The organism is Aliiroseovarius sediminis (assembly GCF_022678485.1).
Classification (GTDB): Bacteria; Pseudomonadota; Alphaproteobacteria; order Rhodobacterales; family Rhodobacteraceae; genus Aliiroseovarius; species Aliiroseovarius sediminis.
In genome coordinates this window covers 1-20,335 of sequence record NZ_JALBYP010000023.1, presented here as the reverse complement: position 1 = coordinate 20,335, position 20,335 = coordinate 1, and the positions used below count along the sequence as shown (strand labels likewise).

Genomic DNA, 20,335 nt, shown 5'->3' with positions numbered 1-20,335 from the left:
TGGTGGGTGGTTTACCTGACCCGAGGATCAAGCGCGGCATACAGCAGATCGACAATCAGGTTCGTGGTCACGATGAACAGCCCGCCCAGCATGACAACCCCGATGATGATGGGGCGGTCCTGATTCTGCACCGCCTGCACGGCCAAAGCTCCGACCCCTTGCAGGCCATAGACCTGCTCGATCACGATCACACCGCCCAGAAGCACCGCAATATCCGCGCCCAGTTGTGTGACCAAAGGCGTCAGCGTCGCGCGCATCCCGTGGCGATAGACGACGCGCCGTTCGGTCAAACCCTTGGCGCGGGCGGTGCGGATGTAATCCTCGCCCAATACCTGCAAAAGCTGGCCGCGCGTCAGGCGGGCATAGATCGCCGCCACAACCAGCGCCAGCGTGGCCCAAGGCAGCGCCAGATGCCACGCCCATTTCAGCGGATTGTCCAGAAGCGGCGCATAGCCCCCCGGCGGGAACAGCGTGAATCCCGCCGTGCGCGGCAGGAAATACAGGGTGTAAAGCGCCAGCATCCCCAGAACAAAGGTCGGAAAGGACAAGCCCAACAGGATGAACACCTGCCCCAATCGGTCCTTCCACGTCCCCGGATTTCGGGCCGAGATGATGCCGATCGGCACCCCCAAGGAAAGCCAGAACAACACCCCGCCAAAAACAAGGGACACTGTGACCGGAATGCGCCGCACGATCAGGTCCGTGACCGGCTGGCGGTTGCGATAGGAAAAGCCAAGATCACCTTGCGCCGCCCGAGTGACAAAGCGCAGGTATTGTTCGGGCATTGGTCGGTCAAGGCCAAGGTTTTCTCGCACCTGCTGCAACTGCGCCTCGGGCGCTTTGTCGCCGGCCACCACACGGGCGGGATCACCAGGGGCCACGAAGAACAGGAAGAACACGAACAGGCTAAGCGTGATCAGGACGAACAGCCCGAATGTCAGGCGCTTGGCAATGAAAACAATCATAGGTCAGCCTTCCTCGGATTTCTTTTTCTTACGAAACACGGCACGGCCCCGCGCGGACGGATCAAGCGCATCACGCAGCCCGTCGCCCAGAATGTTGAACGCCAGCGTGGCCGCCAGCAGCGCAAGACCCGGAAACAGCACCAGCCACCACGCCACCAGATAGATCGAGTTCGCCCCGGCCTCGGCCAGCATCCCGCCCCAGGACGGCGTGGGCGGCACAATGCCCATCCCCAGATAGGATAACGTGGCCTCGAACACGATCGCGTTGGGGATCAGCATGGTGGTATAAATAATAATCGTCAGCGCCAGATTGGGCAGGATATCACGCAACAGGATATATCCATGCCCCGCGCCCAAAGACCGGCTGGCCTGCACGAATTCACGCCGGCTCAGGGATGTTGTCTCGGCCCTGATCACCCGGCCGATGGTTGTCCAACTAAAAAAGACGATGACCGACACCGACAAGGGCAGCGACGGGCCAAAAACAGACACCAGCGCCAGCGCGGCCAGCAGGAACGGAACCGACATCACCAGATCCATGAACCGGCCAAGCACGAAATCGACCCAACCGCCGAAATATCCTGCCAGCATCCCCACGGTCACGCCAATTGTCGCCGCGATCAGCGATGCCATGACCCCAACCAAAAGCGACACGCGCGCGCCGTATGCGATGCGCACCAGAACGTCGCGGCCCAGTTGGTCGCCGCCCAACAGAAACTCGGAATTCGGGCCGACGGGCAGGCCAACCGGCGACAACGCAGTTTCGCGGTATTGGGTGATCACGCCGTGGCCTGTCCATGTCTCGACCAACGGGGCGCCGATGGCAAAGGCGAAAAGCGCGACGATGAACAAAAATGCGATCACACTGGCCGGGTCGCGGGCCAGCCGTCGGAATGTCAGCGCAGCGGACGAGCGTTGAACGACGACCGGGCCACGGTCTTCGGTGCCATCATCCTCTTCGATCTCATTGGTCATTTCTTCGTTCCGGCTTTGAAACTGTCCCATCACATGGCCCCCTGTTGCGGCTCGCTTGCGATCAACTGGCGGTGGTCAGGTTCGACCGGGCGCGGCGGCACATGTGACGCGGCCAGCAGGGTACGGGTGTATTCCTCGCGCGGGTTGGCGAAGATGGCGTCTGCCTCCTCCAGCTCAATAATGCGGCCCATATTCATCACCGCGATGCGGTCGCACATATGGCGCACCACCGTCAGATCATGCGAGATGAACAGGCTGGTCAGGTTCAGCTCGGCCTGCAATTCCTTGATCAGGTTCAAAATCTGCGCCTGGATCGAAACATCAAGCGCCGAAACAGGTTCGTCGAAGATCATCAGATCGGGCTTCAAAGCTAACGCACGCGCAATGCCGATGCGCTGCCGCTGCCCGCCCGAAAATTCGTTGGGAAACCGGTTGTAGTGTTCGGGATTCAAGCCCACCAGCCCCATCAGCCGCCGCACCTCGTCCTTCAGCGCGGCACCTTGCGCCAGACCGTGGATCTTCAGGGGCGCCCCGATGATCGAGCCGACCCGGCGACGCGGATTCAACGATCCATAGGGGTCCTGAAACACGATCTGCACACGTTTGCGCAAATCGCGCCATTCCCGCCCGGTCAGGTCCGATACTTCGGTCCCATCAAAATTGACCTGCCCGCCAGTGGCCGGGGTCAGCCCGGCGACGATCCGCGCCAGCGTGGATTTCCCGCAACCGGATTCGCCTACAAGACCCAGCGTTTCGCCGCGGATCACGTCCAGATCAATGCCCTTGATCACGTCAAGGTCGCGCTTGCGGCCAAAGCCCGTCGCAATGCGATAGGTCATGTGAAGATTGCGGATCGACACCAGCGGCGCGGTGCCCGGCGCAGGTGCAGTATGCGCGATCGCTACGTCGTCATTCGGGCCGCGCGCCTCGGGTTCGAAATGGCACAAGGCCTCGGCCCCATCGGCATATCGGCGGATGGGCGGCGGGGTCTTGCATATCTCTTGCACTTGTCCACAGCGCGGCGCGAAGATGCACCCGCGCGGCGTGGCCAGCAGACTGGGCGGGCGACCGGGGATCGACACCAGCGCCTCGTCCGGGCCCGAAATTCCGGGCGACGACAGCAACAGCCCTTGCGTATACGGATGCGCGGGTGTGCCGAAGACCGATGCGGCGGGACCAAATTCCAGCCGGTGGCCCGCATACAAGATCATCACCCGATCCGCGACCGAGGACAAAAGCCCAAGATCATGGGTGATCATCACAATCGTCACGCCCAGCTCGTCGCTCATGCGTTTCAGCAGGTCCATAATCTGCGCCTGCACCGTCACATCCAGCGCGGTCGTTGGTTCATCGGCGAAGATCAGAGGCGGCTGCAACACCAGCGCCATCGCAATCATCACCCGCTGTCGCATCCCGCCAGAGAATTGATGCGGAAAGTCGTTCAGCCGGGCAACGGCGTCCTCGATCCCGACCTTTTCCAGCATGTCGGCGGCACGGCGGCGCGCTTCGTCCTTGCTGACAGATTCGTGGGTGTGGATCACCTCGGTGATCTGCCGACCGATGCTGTAATAAGGGTGCAGGCTGGACAAAGGATCCTGAAAGACCATGCCGATGTGACGGCCACGCAGGGCGCGCAGTTCCTGTTGCGTCATGGCCAGAAGATCCTGACCCTGAAACAGGCATTCCCCCTCGATCTCGGCCTGCGGCAACAGCCCCATGATCGCCTGGATCAGAACGCTTTTGCCGGACCCACTTTCGCCCGCAATGCCGAACAGGCTGCCGGCTTCGACGGTAAAGGACAAATCGCGCGCGGCGTGGACGACCCCGTCTTCAGTCGGAATGCGGATGGTGATGTTGCGTGCCTCGATCAGCGGCATGGTATGTCCCTGTTGGCTGCTTCGGTCAAAGCTCGAAAATGGCGCGCCGCGATGGTCGCAGCGCGCCGTTTCATGTCGTCAGCGATCAAGCCAGACGTTGGTCCAGTCGCCATTCGCCCCAAGTGCATAGGGTGCGAAATTCTCGACCGCGTCGCTGTGATACACCACCACGTTTTGCGAGATGAACGGCGCAACCGGTGCATCTGCCATCACGATCTCGTCGACCTCGCCCCAAAGACGGCCAGCTTCCTCGACCGTGGTCGCGTTGATCGCTTCCTTGGCTTTGGCGTTGGCCTCGTCGTTGTTGTAGTCGGTGTAGTTGTACGTCTGACGACGCCCATCATAGCTGAACTGCGGCTGGAACACCGACCGCGCGGCACCACCGGCCCAATCAGGCGACCAGCTGACCGGAGCGATATCCCATCCGCCTTCGGTCGTGTTCTGCGGGTTGGTCATGAACTTCGAGTAATAGTCCGCAGCCGACACCGGGATCAGCTCAACCGTGATCCCCGCCTTGGCAAAGCTGGCCTGAAGCGTCTGCGCAATCGCGCTTTCGTTGTTCAGGTTACGGAACGGCATCTTCAGGGTGATACCGTCGGGGTATCCGGCCTCGGCCAGCAGTTCGCGGGCCTTTTCCGGGTCGCCCTTGGCGCCTTCGGACGGGTACAGGTCAAAGTCGTGATAGCCCAGCAGACCGGGGCCGAAAATGCCGTTCTGCGGCGCGGCCACGAAAGGTCCACCCAATTGCTGCACTACGGCGGCCTTGTTGATGGCATAGTTGATTGCCTGACGTACCTTCACATCGGCCAGCGCACCATCCGCGTTGGGCGATTTGGAGTTGATGAAGATGAACGCCGTGCGTCCGCTTGCGATCGCGACAAGCTTGTCATCACCGGTGGCCTGCAACATCGGGATGAGCGCAGGCGGCACCAGAATGTCGTAAAGCATATCCGCATCGCCTGCCTGAATCTGCTGAATTGCAGCATCGGCTTGCAGCCCGAAAACCAGCTCGATTTCGTCGACATAACCCGCGCGCAGCGGGTCGCTATCGGGGTTCCACGACGGGTTGCGCACCAACCGGGTTCGCACATCGGGGATGTTCTCGGTCAGCGTGTATGGCCCGGACGAGATAAAATTCTCGCGATATTCCGGGCTGTCGGGCACATAATCCAGCACCTCGACCGGCGCGGGCGCCGCCGCGGATAGCGACAGCATATAAACAAAGTCGCCCGCAGGTTCCGTGAGTTTGAAGACGACCGTCTTGTCGTCCGGTGCTTCGATGCCCGAAATGTCATTGTTTTGGATATAGTCCTTCATCGCCTCGGGGGTCGGGTCGACCTTGGCGAACCCGTCGCAAAACGCCTCCATCCCTTCGATTAGCGACACGTAGTAGGTCAGGAACGGCGTCCCAAGCGCGGGGTTGCAGGCGCGCTTCAGGCCGCGTTCGAAATCGGCGGCAACAATCGCGCGCGCGCCATCGGGTGCATCCCAGGTCGCCCCGTCCCGCAAGGTGAACGTATAGGTCAGACCGTCATCGGTGGGTTCCGATACCTCGGTCGCCAGATCGCCCTTCGGTGCGATCCGCACCTCTTCGTCCATCGAGCTTTCATAGCTGATCAGCGTGCGCGCGGTGGCCCGGACAAAGTTGTTGTCGGTCACGGTCGCAACGGTGGTCGGGTCCAGCCGCCCCAGATCGCCCGATCCGAGGATCTTAAGAACTCCCCCCTTCTGGCCTTCGGCAAATGCTGGCATTGCGCCAGCCAGCACCAGCGACAGCGCGGTGCCTGCAAGGGCGGCTGTGCGCGCCTTTCTGACAGTGTTTGTCATATCTCTCTCCCATTTGTGTAATCTTTGTCGACATCATTGATGTGCGTTTGGCAAGCTGTCAACCCGCTTGGAAAGCCACCGCCGATTTAATTTACAAGCTTGACGCAAAGGGAAATCAGCGGTGACACCCGGCGCAGGGCACGCTGCCACCGATCACCACGAACACCGCCCCGGCAGGTGCCGAAGCTTACTAAGATGGCTGTTTAAAGTGAGAGTTCGACCGTGTTACGCGCCGGAACTTACAGCGCAAGATCCAGACTGCTGCGCCGGTCCGTCGCGATATAAGACTGAATTTGCCGCACGATCTGATTCACATGAGCAGTCGCCAAAGCGTCGGCCTGTTCCACATCTTTCGCCGCGATCGCTGCGATAATGTCATCATGTTCGGTCACGTATTCAGGTGGTAATTCATCGTTGAACGACGAATAATAAAGCCGCAAAATGCGCAGCCCTTCGTCCAGAAGTTGAGCAAACAGCGCAGTATAATATTTGTTTCCGCCCGCTTCGGCGATGCCGTTGTGAAACTCGCGATTGGTGGCGATCATCTGAAGCGCATCGCCCGACGCGACACTTTTGGCAAAGGCGGCCTGCAAGCTTCGGATGTTCTCAAGATCCGCGTCCGAGCGCATCTTTGCCGCCTCGCGCGTAGTCACGCGATACATCAAGGTCAGCGCATCGAAAAAGGCCGGCATGTTCAGAAAGTCGATCTGTGACACCACGGTCGCCCGATTGGTCAGCGTTGTGATCAGGTTTTCCGCCGCCAGCCGCACCAGCGCCTCGCGAATCGGGGTGCGCGACATGTCGAACCGTTCCGACAACTGCACCTCGTCGATCGGGCTGCCGGGGGCAAGGGTCAGGTCGATGATCTCGCGCCGCAGGGTCTCGTAAACCACGGAAACACCCGAACCCCGCTTACGGCCGGGTTTAACTGTCGCGTTTATAACCAACCCATCACCACTCATTCGCCTGTCCAATCACATATTAAAGCATCCTGGATTAATACGCGGGGCTTTTCCGATTGCCAAATGTATTATTTCTGTCGACAGTGACGAATCCGATAGGTATCAAAATCGCGAAGCAGAAGAAGGGGCATAAACCATGCGCATAGGCATCATTGGTGCAGGCGTGATCGGAATAACCGCTGCGCATGCTCTGATGCGTGACGGACATCAGGTCACGGTGTTTGATCCCGCGGGAATTGCCGAAGGCGCGTCCAAAGGCAACGCGGGCGCCTTTGCCTTTTCCGACATTATCCCGCTGGCCACGCCCGGTATCCTGAAACAGGCGCCGAAATGGCTGTTCGACCCCCTTGGCCCGTTGTCGATCCGCCCCGGCTATGCCTTGCAATTGCTGCCGTGGCTGATCCGCTTCACGCGCGCCTCGGCGCCCGACCGGTACGTGGCCGCGCGCGACGCGCAAGCCGCCATGATGCGCCTGTCAGCCGAAGCATTGACCCGCCAGCTTGACACCACGAACACCCACGACCTGATCCGCCGCGAAGGCCAGCTTCAGCTTTACGACACCCCCCGCCAGCTGCGCGCCAGCAAGCCCGGTTGGGACGAACGCGCGGCGGCCGGTATCCGTTTTGAAACCCTGACCACGCGCGAGGCGATTCGCGATATCCAGCCCGGTCTTAGCGACCGTTTCACCTCGGCTGTATTCACGCCTGACTGGATCAACACCACCGATCCCCAACTGTGGGTCAAAACTCTGGCCGAAGACTTGGTCCGCAATGGCGGCCAGATCGAGCAATCAGCCGTCCACGCGCTGCACCCCGACGGGTCCGGCACCGAAGTCCACCATGACAACGGCACCGTGCGATTTGACAAAGTGGTTCTGGCGGCTGGTGCCCATTCCAACACATTGCTGCGCCCTCTTGGCCTGTCGCTGCCATTAGAGACCGAGCGCGGCTATAACACCACCCTGCCCGCCGGTGCCTTTGACGTGCGCACGCATCTGACCTTTTCCTCGCACGGTTTCGTCGTCACCCGCATCGGCGATGGCGTACGCGTGGGCGGCGCGGTTGAACTTGGCGGGCTTCACCTGCCCCCCAACATGAAACGCGCGCAGATTTTGCTGGACAAGGCCAAGTCGTTTCTGCCCGACCTCGATACCTCGGACGGGGTTCAGTGGATGGGGTTCCGCCCGTCCATGCCCGATAGCCTGCCCGCCATCGGTCCCGCACCGGGCCACCCCAATCTTGTATTGGCCTTTGGGCACGGGCATCTTGGCCTGACCCAGGCGGCTGGTACCGCTGAACTGTTGGTCGACCTGATCGCAGGGCGGCCCACAGCACTTGACCTTGCACCTTTTGACCCAAGCCGTTTCACGAAGGCCCGACCATGACCAACCACACATTCAACTGCTTTGATGGCCACACTTGCGGAAACCCCGTTCGCCTTGTCGCGGGCGGCGGACCCCGTCTGGACGGCGCAAACATGATCGAAAAACGCGCGCATTTCTTGGCCGAGTTCGACTGGATTCGCACCGGCCTGATGTTTGAGCCGCGCGGCCATGACATGATGTCGGGCGCGATCCTGTATCCGCCCACGCGCGACGATTGCGATGTGGCGGTTCTGTTTATCGAAACCTCGGGCTGCCTGCCAATGTGCGGCCACGGCACCATCGGCACAGTGACAATGGCCATCGAAAACGGCCTTGTCACCCCGCGCGAACCCGGCAAGCTGGTTCTTGATACGCCTGCGGGCGTGGTCACGGTCGAATACCGGCAAAACGGCCGCTTCGTCGAGGAAGTGCGGCTGACCAACGTGCCCGCCTTCCTGTATGCCGAAGGTCTGACCGCCGACATCGAGGGGCTGGGCCAGGTGACGGTCGACGTGGCCTATGGCGGCAACTTCTATGCCATCGTCGAGCCGCAAAAGGCGTTCCGTGACATGGCCGATTTCACCGCCGGCGAGCTTGTCGGCCTCAGCCCCAGGCTGCGCACCGCCCTGAACCAAAACTACAGCTTCATTCATCCTGAAAACCCTGCCATCAACGGGTTGTCGCATATCCTGTGGACCGGCGCGCCCACGCAGCCCGGCGCCACCGCCCGCAACGCGGTCTTTTATGGCGACAAAGCGATCGACCGCTCGCCCTGCGGCACCGGCACATCGGCCCGCATGGCGCATTGGGCGGCGCGGGGCAAGCTTGCAGTCGGCGACGAGTTCATCCATGAAAGCATCATCGGCAGCCTGTTCAAAGGCCGGGTCGAGGCGACGACAAAAGTCGGCGACCGCGATGCCATTATCCCTTCCGTCGGGGGCTGGGCCCGCCAGACCGGGATCAACACGATCTTTATCGACGACCGCGACCCCTATGCGCACGGCTTCGTTGTGACCTGATCGCAAAACACGCCGCATCTTAATTTCCAATTCCTAAAGGAGACGACAATGTCCTACACTCCCCACGGCAAACACCTGATCGCTGGCGAACGCATCGGCACAGACGACAGCTTCCAATCCAATCCAGCCAGCGGCGCATCGCACAGCTTTTCGGCCGGCAATGCCGACATGGTCGACCGCGCCGCGCGCGCAGCGGACGAGGCATTCACAAGCTTCGGCAGCACCGACATTGAAACCCGCGCCGCCTTCCTTGAAACCATCGCAGATGAGATCGAAGCCCGCGGCGCCGAGATTACCGAGATGGGTCACGCCGAAACCGGCCTTCCAACCGCGCGCCTGGAAGGCGAACGCGGGCGGACCACCGGGCAATTGCGCATGTTCGCAGCCCATATCCGCAAGGGCGACTATCTTGACCGTCGCCACGACGCGGCCCTGCCCGACCGCGCACCCCTGCCGCGGCCTGACCTGAAGCTGATCCAGCGCCCCATCGGACCGGTCGCGGTCTTTGGCGCGTCGAACTTCCCGCTGGCCTTCTCAACGGCAGGCGGTGACACCGCGTCGGCCCTTGCCGCCGGTTGCCCCGTCGTCGTGAAAGGGCACGAGGCCCACCCCGCCACCGCCGAACTTGTGGCCGACGCAATCACCGCAGCAGTGGCAAAATGCGACCTGCACCCCGGCACCTTTTCGATGGTGCACGGCGGGTCGCTGGAGGTGGGCAAGGCACTTGTCGAACACCCGCTGATCCGCGCCGCTGGCTTCACCGGCTCGCTGCGCGGCGGCCGTGCCCTTTATGACCTGTGCGCTGCCCGCCCCGAACCGATCCCCTTTTACGGAGAGCTCGGCTCGATCAACCCAATGTTCATGCTGCCCGCCGCAATGGCCGACCGCGCGGCAACGCTGGGCGACGGCTGGGCCGGGTCGCTGACAATGGGCGTCGGCCAGTTCTGCACCAACCCCGGCGTCGCCGTGGTTGTGGACGGCCCCGACGCCGATGCCTTCATCGACGCAACCGCGCGCGGGCTGGAACAGGTTGACGGCCAAACCATGCTGACCGACGGCATTGCAGACGCCTATCGCAGTGGGCGCGACACCGTCAACGCGACCGGTGCGGCGCGCGAAGTGCTGTCCAAAACCTGCGACGGTCGCAACGCTGCCCCCGCCCTGTTCGTAACCAGCGGCGCAGACTGGCGCGCCAATCCTGACCTCGCGCACGAGGTGTTCGGCCCGTTGGGCATCGTCCTGCGCGTGGCCGACGCCGACGAAATGCTTGCGGTCGCAACCGATCTTGCCGGGCAACTGACCTGCACCCTCCATATGGACGACGCAGACACCGAGACCGCGCAGCGCCTTGTTCCCGTGCTGGAACGCAAGGCCGGTCGTCTTCTGATCAACGGCTTCCCGACAGGGGTCGAGGTCTGCGACGCTATGGTTCACGGCGGCCCCTACCCCGCGTCCACCTTCGCTGGCACCTCGGTCGGCACGATGGCCATCCGCCGCTTCCTTCGCCCGGTCAGCTATCAAAACTTCCCCGACGCGCTTCTGCCGGGCGACTGGGCCTAATGCCACACTAAAAGATCAGCCGCGTCCGGCTTGCGGCGCGGCTGATCCCTTCTTAAAACGAAATCATGCTTTTTACTGCCTACAATCAACGACCGCGCGCGGCGGGCGCAGGTTGGGGCAATTATTCACACAAACCGTCAAATGACACCAATCCGTGGCCGAAGACCTCATCCCGGCCCTCCGCTCCAAGATCGGTGGCACCTTCGCTTAGCATCGTCCGCACATCAGTCGGCGTCAGCTCCGGCTGGCGCGACAACAGCAAAACCGCGCTGGCGGACACGTAAGGCGCCGCAAAAGAGGTGCCGGTTTTCCAGCGAGCGCCTTTGACCGATGCGGCCGTCCAGACCTCGACCCCCGGCGCGGCAAGGTCAATATGTCCGCCCTGCACCGCGCGTCGATAGACGTTATTGTTACGGTCCACAGCAGTGACGGCGATCACCGGCTCATAGGCGGCAGGATACAACGGATCAGAATGCGGCCCCGCGTTGCCAGCCGATGCGACCAGAACGATGTTGTGGGTCTGGTCCAGCTCCGTGATCGCCTGTTCCAAAACAGTGTTCGGCGGACCGGCAAGGCTAAGGTTGATAACATCCGCGCCCTGCTCGGCCAGATAGGACAGCCCGTCGATCAAGGTGAACACATCCGCCCGCTCGTCCCGGCCTGCGCGGTGGAATGCGTCAACGGCAACCATGCGCGCACCGGGCAGAAGACCGGGCGAACGGCTGTCCGGCGCGCCGACCAGCAGGGCCGCAACAGCGGTGCCGTGAACGGCACGGGACGGATCGGCGCTGTCTGCGGTCAAACGATGCACCGTCAGGTCAACCTTGGTGAATGTCTCGTGGCTTTCGTTCAGTCCGGTGTCGATCATGCCGACCGTGACATCGCCGGTGCATTTCCCTTGCTTGGCCAGATCAAGCGACCAACTCACCAAGGCACGATTGACGCAATGCGGGCCGTCGCACGGGCTGGGACGCGGCAGCGCGACGGCGTTCGTCGGCAGCGCCTCATCCGCACGATAGAAGTGGTTGAAATCCGCCGCCTGCCCGCTTGGCAAGGCACGAACAAGGGCGCGTGCGTCTTCCAGACTTTGACCTTCAGGAACGCCAAGACGTTGTGCACGGGTGCTGGCCAATCCCGTCAACTCGCGGTCTTCAATCAGGGTATAGTTCTGTGCCAGCAGTTCGGCCAAGTCGTCATCGTTCAGTCCAAAGGTGACAATCTCGTTCTTCGCATATTTCGCAAGCGGAGGGACCGGACGCCCCGCCGTTTGCGCAGGTTTTGGCGGGCGCTGTTCAACTCCTCGCCGCTTGAACAAATTCAAAAAGTTGTTCACTTCGTCTTTGAATGATCCACCACCCCGACTTGATGAACCCCGATCGGATCGACCGTCGCCCCTGCTTCTGTCGCGATCATCGTCATCATCATCGTCATCGTCGTCCCGGTCATCGTCCCGGTCGTCGTCATCATCCGCCATAGCGGGCCCGACGAAGCTCAGACCGTCAAACGTGGGCGGCGTCATTATGCTCAGCATGAAAACGAAAATGATCAATGGCTTGTAAGCAGCTTTGAACATCATACTATACCCTCGAATTGGCGTCGACGACGTTAGTGGTTGTCTAGATTACGTACCCAACCATAAATTATTCCAATTGGCTTGGGGAGATTGCAGGCTTGTTACATTATGTCTGACCCTTTTGCCGAAGATATCATCGCCGTTTTGCCAAACCTTAAGCGTTTCGCCATCTCGTTGTGCAGACGTCCCGATCTGGCTGACGACCTGGTGCAAACGGCCGTCGAACGCGCCCTTCGTGGCCGGACCAGCTATGACCCAACCACCCGGCTGGAACCCTGGCTGTTTCGTATCCTGCGCAATGCCTGGATCGACATCACACGGCGCAACCAGACGCGGGGCGTCGAAGTGGACGCGGACACCGCGTTCGACATGCCCGCCGTTGATGGCGTGCGCGACATCGAGGCACGCCTGATGCTGGACAAGACCAATACCGCATTGCAAACATTACCCGACGAACAGCGCGAGGTGATGATCCTCGTTTGTATGCAAGAGATGACCTATAAAGAAGCATCCGCGATTTTGGACATACCAATCGGCACTGTCATGAGCCGCCTTGCCCGCGGTCGTTTGGCATTGGCAGAAAAACTGGGAATAAGTTAGTGGCCCACCCGTATACATCGCAGTTGCAAGGATACTCCGAATGCCAAACAGCGCGATAACAGACGAAACATTGATGGCCTATGCCGATGGAATGCTTCCTGATGACGAAGCAGCCAAGGTCGACGCCGCCGTTGCAAACGACCCCGCACTGGCCGCGCGGGTCGCGATGTTTGGCGAAACGGCAACACGACTGTCGGACCTGTCCCAAGCGCAAAAGGCGAACGTGCCCGCGGGGCTTGAAGATCACATCCGTGCCCTGGCCGCCGAAACCGCACCCGAACCCGTGATTAATCTGGCTGCGCATCGCAAAGCGCGGCAGGTGCCGTTCTGGCAGATCCCGGTTGCCGCAAGCTTGTTTCTGGCGGTCGGAGTGGCGGGGACATTGCTTCTGCAACAAGGCCAAACAAACCATCCGCTGCACGTCACGGGGTTAGAACAGCCCGCTTTGCACAAGGCGTTGGACGATCTGCCTTCGGGTGAAAGCCGTGACATTGCAGGCGGGGGCGAAGTGGTGGCCGTTGCGTCATTCACCAATGCCGAAGGCGAATTTTGCCGCGAGATAGAATTCCGCCCAGCTCGGGGCCGCACTATCATCTCGGTCGCGTGTCACGAAGATACAAGCTGGACGGTCCGCTTGGCCGTCGCCGCCGCCACGGCAGATGACACCGGCTATGCGCCCGCATCGTCGCTTGAAACACTGGATGCTTATTTGTCAGCGTCGCAGGCCAGCGCACCCATGTCGGTCGCGGATGAAGCCGCCGCCCTTCGCAAGCTGACGCAGGCAGACTAACCCACTCCGCTGCTGAAAGCAGACACCCCTGAAAGTTGAAAACGTAAATCTGCGCCGCTGGCTATATTCAAGCCAGCGGCCTTTTTTCATTGGCCTGCGGGTCGGTTGTCCTGCGCAACAATCCGCCCATTTCTTCTTGTCTGAAATGAATTTGCAACTTCGGGGAATAAGTCCGGGGGCCTGCCGTAATCCCATTACCTACACACTGACAACACCGGCTGAAACTGCCGGAAGAAGGAAGAACATCATGTTGGATCAACTGCCCGCCCCCGAAACATTACTGCGCTTTGGCATCAACATCGCCGCCATGCTGACCCTGATCTTTGGCCTGTATTACAGCCGCTACCGCGATAAGGAACTTGTCACCGCCGCATCGTTGTTCAACGTTTTTGCCTTTGGCGTGCTGACGGTTCTTTCATCGGTGGAATTCAGCATCACCGCCGGTTTCGGCCTTTTTGCCATCCTTGCCCTGTTCACCCTGCGCTCGGAACAAATCTCGAAGATCGAGATCACATATTTCTTCGGTGCCATCGCCATCGCGGTGATCTGCTCGCTGCAGGGCACCACGCTTTTGTTCACCGGCATCGTGGTCAGCATCGTGGTCGTTGGCGCTTGGGCGCTGGACCATCCGCGCATCCTAAGCTCGGCCCACGGCGTCAAGATCACGCTCGACAAGATCGACACGGATGCATTGTCGGACCCGGAACGGATGCGCAATGACCTGTCCAACCGTCTGGGCGTCGATGTGATGTCGTTCCAGATCACCGCGCTTGACTACATCAACGACATGGCGCGCCTGAAGGTCTTTTACCGCCAGTAACCCCCAAACCCTCAGAAAATAAAGGAGGCCCCAATGGACCCGCTTATCGATAAATCGCTAACGCATTTCACGCCCCTTGGGCTGGATGACCTGAACGGCAAGGCCGCCATGTTGGAACGGCTGGACAACAAATACATCATTCCGGCCACACGGCTGCGCCCTGCCCTTGAAGCGTTCTCCAAGTATTTCGATGTGCTTGAAATCGACGGCAAACGCGCCTTCACATACGCGACACGCTATTACGACAGCGTGGATCGAAGCGCCTATTACGACCACCATCAGGGGCGGCGCAAACGCTGCAAGGTGCGTATCCGTCGCTATGTCGATGCCGGCTTCAGCTATCTTGAGGTCAAACTGAAAGACAAGCGCGGCATGACCATCAAGAAGCGGCTGAAAGTCGAATGCGGTCTGACGAAGCTTGATCAGCGCTGCATGGCGTTCATCGAAACCTGCCACCGTGACCTTTACGGCGAACCCCTGGGCCAATCGCTGCTTCCGGTGATCGAGATGGAATACGAACGTATCACCCTGGTTGCCAAAGAAGGCGGCGAGCGGATGACCATCGACACCGCCCTTGGGTTTCAGGTGGACGACGCCAGCCGCGATGTCTTGCCCGACATGTTCATCGTCGAAACGAAATCGGCGCGTGGCAACGGGCTTGCCGACAAGATCCTGCGCGGGCTGCACCTGCATCCAACCAAGCGGTGTTCGAAATATTGCGTGGGCATGGCCGCCCTTGGACAGGTTCGACGGCACAACCGTTTTCTGCCCGCCCTGCGCCGCCTGCATCTGCGTGAACCGGCATGGCAACCCAAAGTCGCCAAAGCCGCGTGACCCCACCCGCCCAACACAATCCTTGAAAGGAGATCGCCATGATGGCTCATTTCCCCACAAAACAACCGCCGCTTATTCGCTGGTTTCCAGCTTTGGCACAGCACGGCCCCCTGATCTGGAGGCTGACCGCCTGCGCCGCGTTTCTGGTCGCGGCCGCCGTCTGGGCCGGGGCCGGTGGCGGTGCCACGGGGTTTCTGATGGGTCTGGCGGCAGGTGTAGGCGCCTATATGGCGCTGAACATTGGGGCCAATGACGTTGCCAACAATATCGGCCCCACCGTCGGTGCGCGCGTCATCCCGTTGGGGGCGGCGTTGGTCATGGCGGCAGTCTGCGAAGCCGCAGGCGCAATAATCGCGGGTGGCGACGTGGTTGGCACGATCCGCAAAGGCATCATTGATCCGTCCCTGATCCCCAACACAATGGCCTATGTCCGGGTGATGCTCGCGGCGCTTCTGGCGGCGGCCCTTTGGCTGAACCTCGCGACCATGATCGGCGCGCCGGTCAGCACCACCCATTCCATCGTCGGCGGAGTGCTTGGCGCAGGTATTGCCGCCGCTGGCTTCGGCGTGGTCGATTGGGGTGTCATGGGCGGTGTTGCCGCCAGTTGGGTGCTGTCACCGGCCCTGGGTGCAGGTCTGGCCGCCATGTGCCTGTATCTGGTCAAACGCAGCATCACATGGAGCCCCGACAAACTGAGTGCCGCGCAGCGCGGTGTGCCTGTGCTTGCCGCCGCGATGGCATGGGCGTTTACAACCTATCTGATGCTGAAGGGCCTGTCCAAAATCACCGATATCGGGTTGGTGCAGGCCATGCTTGGCGGTCTTGTCGCCGCCCTGCCGGTCTGGGCTTTGATGCGGGCGCATGTGGCGCGCCGCTTGCCATATCTGCGCAACTGCAAAGGCAGCGTGAACCGGCTTCTGGCCGTTCCTCTGGTGCTTGCGGCCGGGTCGCTGTCCTTCGCGCATGGCTCGAACGACGTGGCCAATGCGATCGGGCCGCTGGCGGGAATTTTCGATGCGCTGTCGTCGGGAACAATCAACAGCAACGCAGGTATCCCCCTGTGGATCATGGCACTTGGCGCCATCGGTCTGGCGGCGGGTCTGGTTCTGTTCGGCCCGCGGCTGGTGCGCACAATCGGGGGCGAGATCACGCGCCTTGACGCAATCCGCGCCTATTGCATCGCGATGGCGGCAACCTTGACAGTCATTCTGGCCAGCCAGCTTGGGATGCCGGTCTCGACCACCCACGTCACCGTGGGCGCGATTCTTGGCGTCGGCTTCCTGCGCGAACGTCTGAAGGCGCAGCATCAAGGCATTTTGGCTGAAATCCGCGCCAATCACGGCGCTGGTCAACAGGCCGCCGACAGGTTCATCGACCGGTTTCACGCCACACCATTTACCGAACGTGCCGCGCTGCTTGCCGACCTCAAGGCCCGTAATGGCTTGTCTGGGCAGACCATGCCCGCACCCAAGCCAAAACACGCTTTGGTCGACCGCGCTGTGGTCCTGCGCATCATCGCCGCGTGGCTGGTCACGGTCCCCGCCGCGGCAGCAATGGCAAGCCTTATCTACTTCACCTTGCGGGGGATCATGCTGCCCTGATCTGCCCGCTTTGACTCGGAACTATGAAAGGAATATCCCATGGTAAAAACGACCCACATCACCGCCGCGCTGCTTTGCGCCGCAAGCCTGCTTTCCCCACAAATCGCCACAGCCGAACAACCCGGCCTTATGGTCGAGGTGCTGGATACGCTGACCTTGGCCGAACCGCGCATTGACGATCTGAAGATCTCTGAACTCTCAGGCCTTGCCTATGACCAAGACGAAGACGCGCTGTTCGCGATATCCGACAAGGGCCGGCTGTTCCGCTTTGCCATTGATCTGACCGGCGACCGGATTGCCGCCCTGACCCCTCTGTCGGGCCACCGACTGCTTGACCCCAACGGCGCCCGCATGAACGATCAGGGCTTCAACGCCGAAGATATCGCGCTGGATCAGGACGGAACGCTTGCTATCGTCAGCGAAGATGGCCCCCGCATCGCCCGCTTTTCGCTGCAAGGCGAATGGATCGAGGATCTGACCGTCCCCGAAGCCCTGCGCGATCCCGCTGCTCAGCGCAGTGAAAAGGACGGGCTGGAATCACTTGCCCTGCACCCGACATTCGGTTTGCTCACCGCGCCCGAAGAACCGCTTGAGGACGAAAAGCGCACGACCCAGACCATCCATGCCGCGACGGGTGAAAGCTTTGCCTATGACACGACCGGTATAGGAACGACCAGCATCAAGGCGATGGGCGTCATTTCGGATGGTCGCCTGATGATCCTTGAACGCGACGTTGCAGCGGATAGCGACCGCCTGATCCCGTGGCTGCGGCTGCTCGACCCCGCCGACTGCAAGGATGGTGGCTTATGCCCGACGCAAGTGGCAAAAATCGAAATTCCCGGCATTTCCGACGCGGATTTCGAGGGCCTGACGCAGCTTACCGATGACCTGTTCCTGATCGTCAGCGACGACAAGATAGACGGCGATCACCGCAGCGTCTTCGGGTTGCTTCGGATAACCGGTGCCGCAACATTGCATGAACAGTAATCGGCAACGCCACATACCGCGTGAAAATTCACCCTGTTTTCATCCCCGCATCTTCCAACTGCTCGCGATCCGGCAAATCACGCAGGGTTTGCAGACCAAAGGCGGTCAGGAAATGGTTGGTGGTGACGAAAGTGTAGGGCGCGCCGCGGCGGGGCGCGCGGGGGCCGGTGGCAATCAAACCCTGCGCGCTAAGGCGCCCGATCAGGTCGCGGCTGATCTCTTTGCCGAAGATGTCCTTCAACCCGTCGCGCGTGATCGGTTGGGCATAGGCAATCGCCGCCAAGACAGCCAGATCGAACTCGCGCAGGTCCAGCGCCTGTCCGCCCACATCCGCCGCCGCACGGATCACCGGGGCAAAAGCCGGGCGGGTGCGCATCAGCCAGCCACCAGCGACCTTGACCACCTCGACCGGCCGGGCGTGCAGATCGGTGGCCAAATCGTCGATCAATAAATCGACCGACACCCCCTGCCCCACCACGCGGGCAAGATCGTCGCGCGACACCGGCGATGCGCTGGCAAACAGCACCGCCTCGATCCGCAGCAGCCATTCGCGCCAACGCGCATCAGCCGGCAAATGGGCAAGATCACGGTCCAGTGAATCAGCGGTCATGTCACACTCCATACACGCGGAAAGTGTCGCGACCCGACAATTCACGCGCAACGCCCAGCGTCACCAGCCGGTCGCAAAACCGTCGCGCCGCACGGTCGGGCAAGGGCAAGGCTGCGGGCACCACCGCATCGCGGGTCAAAAACATATCAACCGCTGCCATCGCGCCCTTCGCGCGCAGCTTTGGCGCGACCGCTTGCAACCGCGACGCCCGCCGCGCCAGATCCGCCGCCATCGCAATCGCCGCCTGTGCGCCCCGAACCACCGCCCGGTGGCAGGCCATCCGCAATTCATCTTCGGTCTTGCGCAGATCACGCGGGCCAAGCCCCGCGGCGAAGATCGGCAGGACGTGATCCCAACCCATCGCCCGCGCCAGCGCCGCGTCAGCCAGGATCAGCGCCGCGTGCTCGGCGTGGGGATGGTCAGTCAGCACCGCTTGCAACACATCTGCCGCGCGGCCGACCGCCGCCCCCTGCTGGGCGCCGACCCAATGGGCAACCTCGTCCCCCCGCAGATCGGGCAAGGCGCGCTGTAGGTTTCGCGCCGAAAGCGGTCGCGACACCGCCTGTTGCCAGCTTTGGCACACCGCACCAGCAGGGTCAGGCGTGTCACCGGGGCGCAGAAATAGCACTGCATCGCGCAGATCGGCGACGCGCTCAGACCGGCCCGCGATGGTCATGCAAGCCTCAGTGGCACCCAGCGCCAGACGGCTACGCCACAAAGCGTTGGGCAAGTCATCCCGCCTCGCCACAAGACATAGATGGCCCAGCGTCGCGCCTGACAAAAAAGCCACATCTTCAAGGGTTTCACCCCGCGCCCGCGTGACCCAGCGCGGAAGCGCGGGTATTTTGCCAATGGCGGTATCGGCCATTGCCGCCGGGGCGTCTTTCGGAATGGGATGCGGATGGCTCATAAAGAAAGCGTACTGGATGGCGGCGCTTGGCGCCAGTGAATATTGCACAAACCGCCCCGCCTTGCAGTTTCTGTCTATGTCCAATAAGCTTGCCTTATCGGACCTTTCAAGCTTACCCTCTGAACCATGCCCAAAACCCCTGAAAACACCGCCCTGCCCGACCATATCGCCCCCTCCGGCACCCTTGATCGTTTGGTTGACACCGCCCGCGACTATGCCCGCGCGGCCGCGTCTGACAATACGCTTGCAGCCTATGGAACGGACTGGAAACACTTCACCCGCTGGTGTCGCGCGAAGGGTGTGGACCCCCTGCCCCCCTCGTCTGAGCTGATTGGTCTTTATCTGGCCGATCTGGCCGCGCCGCGGGACGCCGCCCCGGCCCTGTCGGTGGCCACGATCGAACGACGCTTGTCCGGCCTTGTCTGGAACTGCGCGCAGCGCGGCCAGCCGCTGGACCGCACGGATCGTCACATCGCCAGCGTGCTGGCCGGCATAAGGCGCAAACACGCCCGCCCCCCGGTGCAGAAGGACGCCATCCTGCCCGACGATATTCTGGCGATGATCGCCACGCTGGGTTTCGACCTGCGCGGGCTGCGTGACCGGGCGATCTTGCTTTTGGGTTACGCGGGCGCGCTCAGGCGCAGTGAAATTGTAAGCCTGGATGTGCACAAGGACGACACGCCCGACGCGGGCGGCTGGGTCGAAATCTTTGATGACGGCGCCGTTCTGACCCTGAACGCCAAGACCGGCTGGCGCGAGGTCGAAGTGGGCCGCGGATCGTCGGACCGGACCTGCCCGGTTCATGCGCTGGAACATTGGCTGGACTTCGCCAAGATCGACTTCGGCCCCATCTTCACCCGCACCTCGCGCGACGGGAAACGCGCGCTGGATGCGCGGCTGAGTGACAAGCACGTGGCGCGGTTGATCAAGCGCTGCGTGCTGGACGCCGGGCTGCGCGCGGACCTGCCTGAAAAGGAACGTCTGGCGCTCTACTCCGGTCATTCTCTGCGCGCGGGCCTTGCCAGCAGTGCCGAGGTCGACGAACGCCACGTCCAGAAACAC

At 61.6% G+C, this 20,335-nt stretch carries 18 protein-coding genes; 10 read left to right on the top strand and 8 right to left on the bottom strand.

What is annotated here, in order from left to right:
* Positions 1-11: 11 nt before the first annotated feature.
* The 5 genes from MN186_RS05035 to MN186_RS05015 all read right to left on the bottom strand — a co-directional run bounded on the left by MN186_RS05035 (position 12) and on the right by MN186_RS05015 (position 6,537).
* Complete coding sequence (locus MN186_RS05035) at positions 12-965, bottom strand: ABC transporter permease (protein ID WP_242113192.1); 954 nt, start codon at positions 963-965, stop codon at positions 12-14.
* 3 nt (positions 966-968) lie between these two features.
* Positions 969-1,970, bottom strand: coding sequence for an ABC transporter permease (locus tag MN186_RS05030; RefSeq protein WP_242113191.1), 1,002 nt, complete (start codon positions 1,968-1,970; stop codon positions 969-971).
* Positions 1,970-3,817 (bottom strand): dipeptide ABC transporter ATP-binding protein, encoded by a 1,848-nt coding sequence (locus MN186_RS16535; protein WP_242113190.1) that lies wholly within the window; start codon positions 3,815-3,817, stop codon positions 1,970-1,972. The genes MN186_RS05030 and MN186_RS16535 overlap by 1 nt, the downstream gene beginning before the upstream one ends.
* Before the next feature lie 78 nt (positions 3,818-3,895).
* The gene (locus MN186_RS05020; protein WP_242113188.1) at positions 3,896-5,644 is read right to left on the bottom strand and encodes an ABC transporter substrate-binding protein; all 1,749 of its coding nucleotides are present in this window, start codon (positions 5,642-5,644) and stop codon (positions 3,896-3,898) included.
* 239 nt (positions 5,645-5,883) lie between these two features.
* Positions 5,884-6,537: a GntR family transcriptional regulator gene (locus tag MN186_RS05015; protein ID WP_338024983.1), complete on the bottom strand. Its 654-nt coding sequence runs from the start codon at positions 6,535-6,537 to the stop codon at positions 5,884-5,886.
* A 205-nt stretch (positions 6,538-6,742) separates the two neighbouring features.
* On the opposite strand from MN186_RS05015, the gene MN186_RS05010 reads away from it, so the two are divergent.
* Genes MN186_RS05010 through MN186_RS05000 form a run of 3 tightly spaced genes read left to right on the top strand, consistent with a single transcriptional unit; the run spans position 6,743 to position 10,548 of the window.
* Positions 6,743-7,990 (top strand): NAD(P)/FAD-dependent oxidoreductase, encoded by a 1,248-nt coding sequence (locus tag MN186_RS05010; protein WP_242113185.1) that lies wholly within the window; start codon positions 6,743-6,745, stop codon positions 7,988-7,990.
* Entirely contained in the window at positions 7,987-8,988 is a 1,002-nt protein-coding gene (locus tag MN186_RS05005; protein WP_242113184.1) for a 4-hydroxyproline epimerase, read from the top strand. Before MN186_RS05010 ends, MN186_RS05005 begins: the two co-directional genes overlap by 4 nt.
* Positions 8,989-9,036: 48 nt before the next feature.
* Positions 9,037-10,548, top strand: coding sequence for an aldehyde dehydrogenase (NADP(+)) (locus MN186_RS05000; protein WP_242113183.1), 1,512 nt, complete (start codon positions 9,037-9,039; stop codon positions 10,546-10,548).
* A 121-nt stretch (positions 10,549-10,669) separates the two neighbouring features.
* On the opposite strand, the gene MN186_RS04995 is transcribed toward MN186_RS05000, so the two are convergent.
* The gene (locus MN186_RS04995) at positions 10,670-12,124 is read right to left on the bottom strand and encodes a S8 family serine peptidase (protein WP_242113181.1); all 1,455 of its coding nucleotides are present in this window, start codon (positions 12,122-12,124) and stop codon (positions 10,670-10,672) included.
* A 105-nt stretch (positions 12,125-12,229) separates the two neighbouring features.
* On the opposite strand from MN186_RS04995, the gene MN186_RS04990 reads away from it, so the two are divergent.
* The 6 genes from MN186_RS04990 to MN186_RS04965 all read left to right on the top strand — a co-directional run bounded on the left by MN186_RS04990 (position 12,230) and on the right by MN186_RS04965 (position 17,753).
* Positions 12,230-12,721, top strand: coding sequence for an RNA polymerase sigma factor (locus MN186_RS04990; RefSeq protein WP_242113180.1), 492 nt, complete (start codon positions 12,230-12,232; stop codon positions 12,719-12,721).
* 40 nt (positions 12,722-12,761) lie between these two features.
* Positions 12,762-13,511, top strand: a complete 750-nt coding sequence (locus MN186_RS04985; protein ID WP_242113179.1) for a hypothetical protein — start codon at positions 12,762-12,764, stop codon at positions 13,509-13,511.
* 247 nt (positions 13,512-13,758) lie between these two features.
* Positions 13,759-14,331 (top strand): DUF4956 domain-containing protein, encoded by a 573-nt coding sequence (locus MN186_RS04980; protein WP_242113178.1) that lies wholly within the window; start codon positions 13,759-13,761, stop codon positions 14,329-14,331.
* A gap of 33 nt (positions 14,332-14,364) precedes the next feature.
* Complete coding sequence (locus tag MN186_RS04975) at positions 14,365-15,165, top strand: polyphosphate polymerase domain-containing protein (protein WP_242113177.1); 801 nt, start codon at positions 14,365-14,367, stop codon at positions 15,163-15,165.
* 38 nt (positions 15,166-15,203) lie between these two features.
* Positions 15,204-16,766, top strand: coding sequence for an inorganic phosphate transporter (locus MN186_RS04970; protein ID WP_242113175.1), 1,563 nt, complete (start codon positions 15,204-15,206; stop codon positions 16,764-16,766).
* A gap of 39 nt (positions 16,767-16,805) precedes the next feature.
* Positions 16,806-17,753 carry an esterase-like activity of phytase family protein gene (locus MN186_RS04965; RefSeq protein ID WP_242113174.1) on the top strand — a complete coding sequence of 316 codons (948 nt, stop codon included), beginning with the start codon at positions 16,806-16,808 and terminating at the stop codon, positions 17,751-17,753.
* A 28-nt stretch (positions 17,754-17,781) separates the two neighbouring features.
* Here MN186_RS04965 and scpB read toward each other — a convergent pair whose 3' ends face one another.
* The gene (gene scpB, locus MN186_RS04960; RefSeq protein ID WP_242113173.1) at positions 17,782-18,363 is read right to left on the bottom strand and encodes an SMC-Scp complex subunit ScpB; all 582 of its coding nucleotides are present in this window, start codon (positions 18,361-18,363) and stop codon (positions 17,782-17,784) included.
* Between the two features lies 1 nt (position 18,364).
* Entirely contained in the window at positions 18,365-19,231 is an 867-nt protein-coding gene (locus MN186_RS04955) for a DUF1403 family protein (RefSeq protein WP_289069584.1), read from the bottom strand.
* A 168-nt stretch (positions 19,232-19,399) separates the two neighbouring features.
* On the opposite strand from MN186_RS04955, the gene MN186_RS04950 reads away from it, so the two are divergent.
* A partial coding sequence (locus MN186_RS04950) for a site-specific integrase (protein ID WP_242113165.1) occupies positions 19,400-20,335 on the top strand: 936 nt, incomplete at its 3' end.

What these genes read in the sequence shown, in the direction of transcription:
- MN186_RS05035 (WP_242113192.1), bottom strand. Translation starts at nt 965, where the DNA reads ATGATTGTTTTCATTGCCAAGCGCCTGACATTCGGGCTGTTCGTCCTG.
- MN186_RS05030 (WP_242113191.1), bottom strand. Translation starts at nt 1,970, where the DNA reads ATGGGACAGTTTCAAAGCCGGAACGAAGAAATGACCAATGAGATCGAA.
- MN186_RS16535 (WP_242113190.1), bottom strand. Translation starts at nt 3,817, where the DNA reads ATGCCGCTGATCGAGGCACGCAACATCACCATCCGCATTCCGACTGAA.
- MN186_RS05020 (WP_242113188.1), bottom strand. Translation starts at nt 5,644, where the DNA reads ATGACAAACACTGTCAGAAAGGCGCGCACAGCCGCCCTTGCAGGCACC.
- MN186_RS05010 (WP_242113185.1), top strand. Translation starts at nt 6,743, where the DNA reads ATGCGCATAGGCATCATTGGTGCAGGCGTGATCGGAATAACCGCTGCG.
- MN186_RS05005 (WP_242113184.1), top strand. Translation starts at nt 7,987, where the DNA reads ATGACCAACCACACATTCAACTGCTTTGATGGCCACACTTGCGGAAAC.
- MN186_RS05000 (WP_242113183.1), top strand. Translation starts at nt 9,037, where the DNA reads ATGTCCTACACTCCCCACGGCAAACACCTGATCGCTGGCGAACGCATC.
- MN186_RS04995 (WP_242113181.1), bottom strand. Translation starts at nt 12,124, where the DNA reads ATGATGTTCAAAGCTGCTTACAAGCCATTGATCATTTTCGTTTTCATG.
- MN186_RS04990 (WP_242113180.1), top strand. Translation starts at nt 12,230, where the DNA reads ATGTCTGACCCTTTTGCCGAAGATATCATCGCCGTTTTGCCAAACCTT.
- MN186_RS04985 (WP_242113179.1), top strand. Translation starts at nt 12,762, where the DNA reads ATGCCAAACAGCGCGATAACAGACGAAACATTGATGGCCTATGCCGAT.
- MN186_RS04980 (WP_242113178.1), top strand. Translation starts at nt 13,759, where the DNA reads ATGTTGGATCAACTGCCCGCCCCCGAAACATTACTGCGCTTTGGCATC.
- MN186_RS04975 (WP_242113177.1), top strand. Translation starts at nt 14,365, where the DNA reads ATGGACCCGCTTATCGATAAATCGCTAACGCATTTCACGCCCCTTGGG.
- MN186_RS04970 (WP_242113175.1), top strand. Translation starts at nt 15,204, where the DNA reads ATGATGGCTCATTTCCCCACAAAACAACCGCCGCTTATTCGCTGGTTT.
- MN186_RS04965 (WP_242113174.1), top strand. Translation starts at nt 16,806, where the DNA reads ATGGTAAAAACGACCCACATCACCGCCGCGCTGCTTTGCGCCGCAAGC.
- scpB (WP_242113173.1), bottom strand. Translation starts at nt 18,363, where the DNA reads ATGACCGCTGATTCACTGGACCGTGATCTTGCCCATTTGCCGGCTGAT.
- MN186_RS04955 (WP_289069584.1), bottom strand. Translation starts at nt 19,231, where the DNA reads ATGGCCGATACCGCCATTGGCAAAATACCCGCGCTTCCGCGCTGGGTC.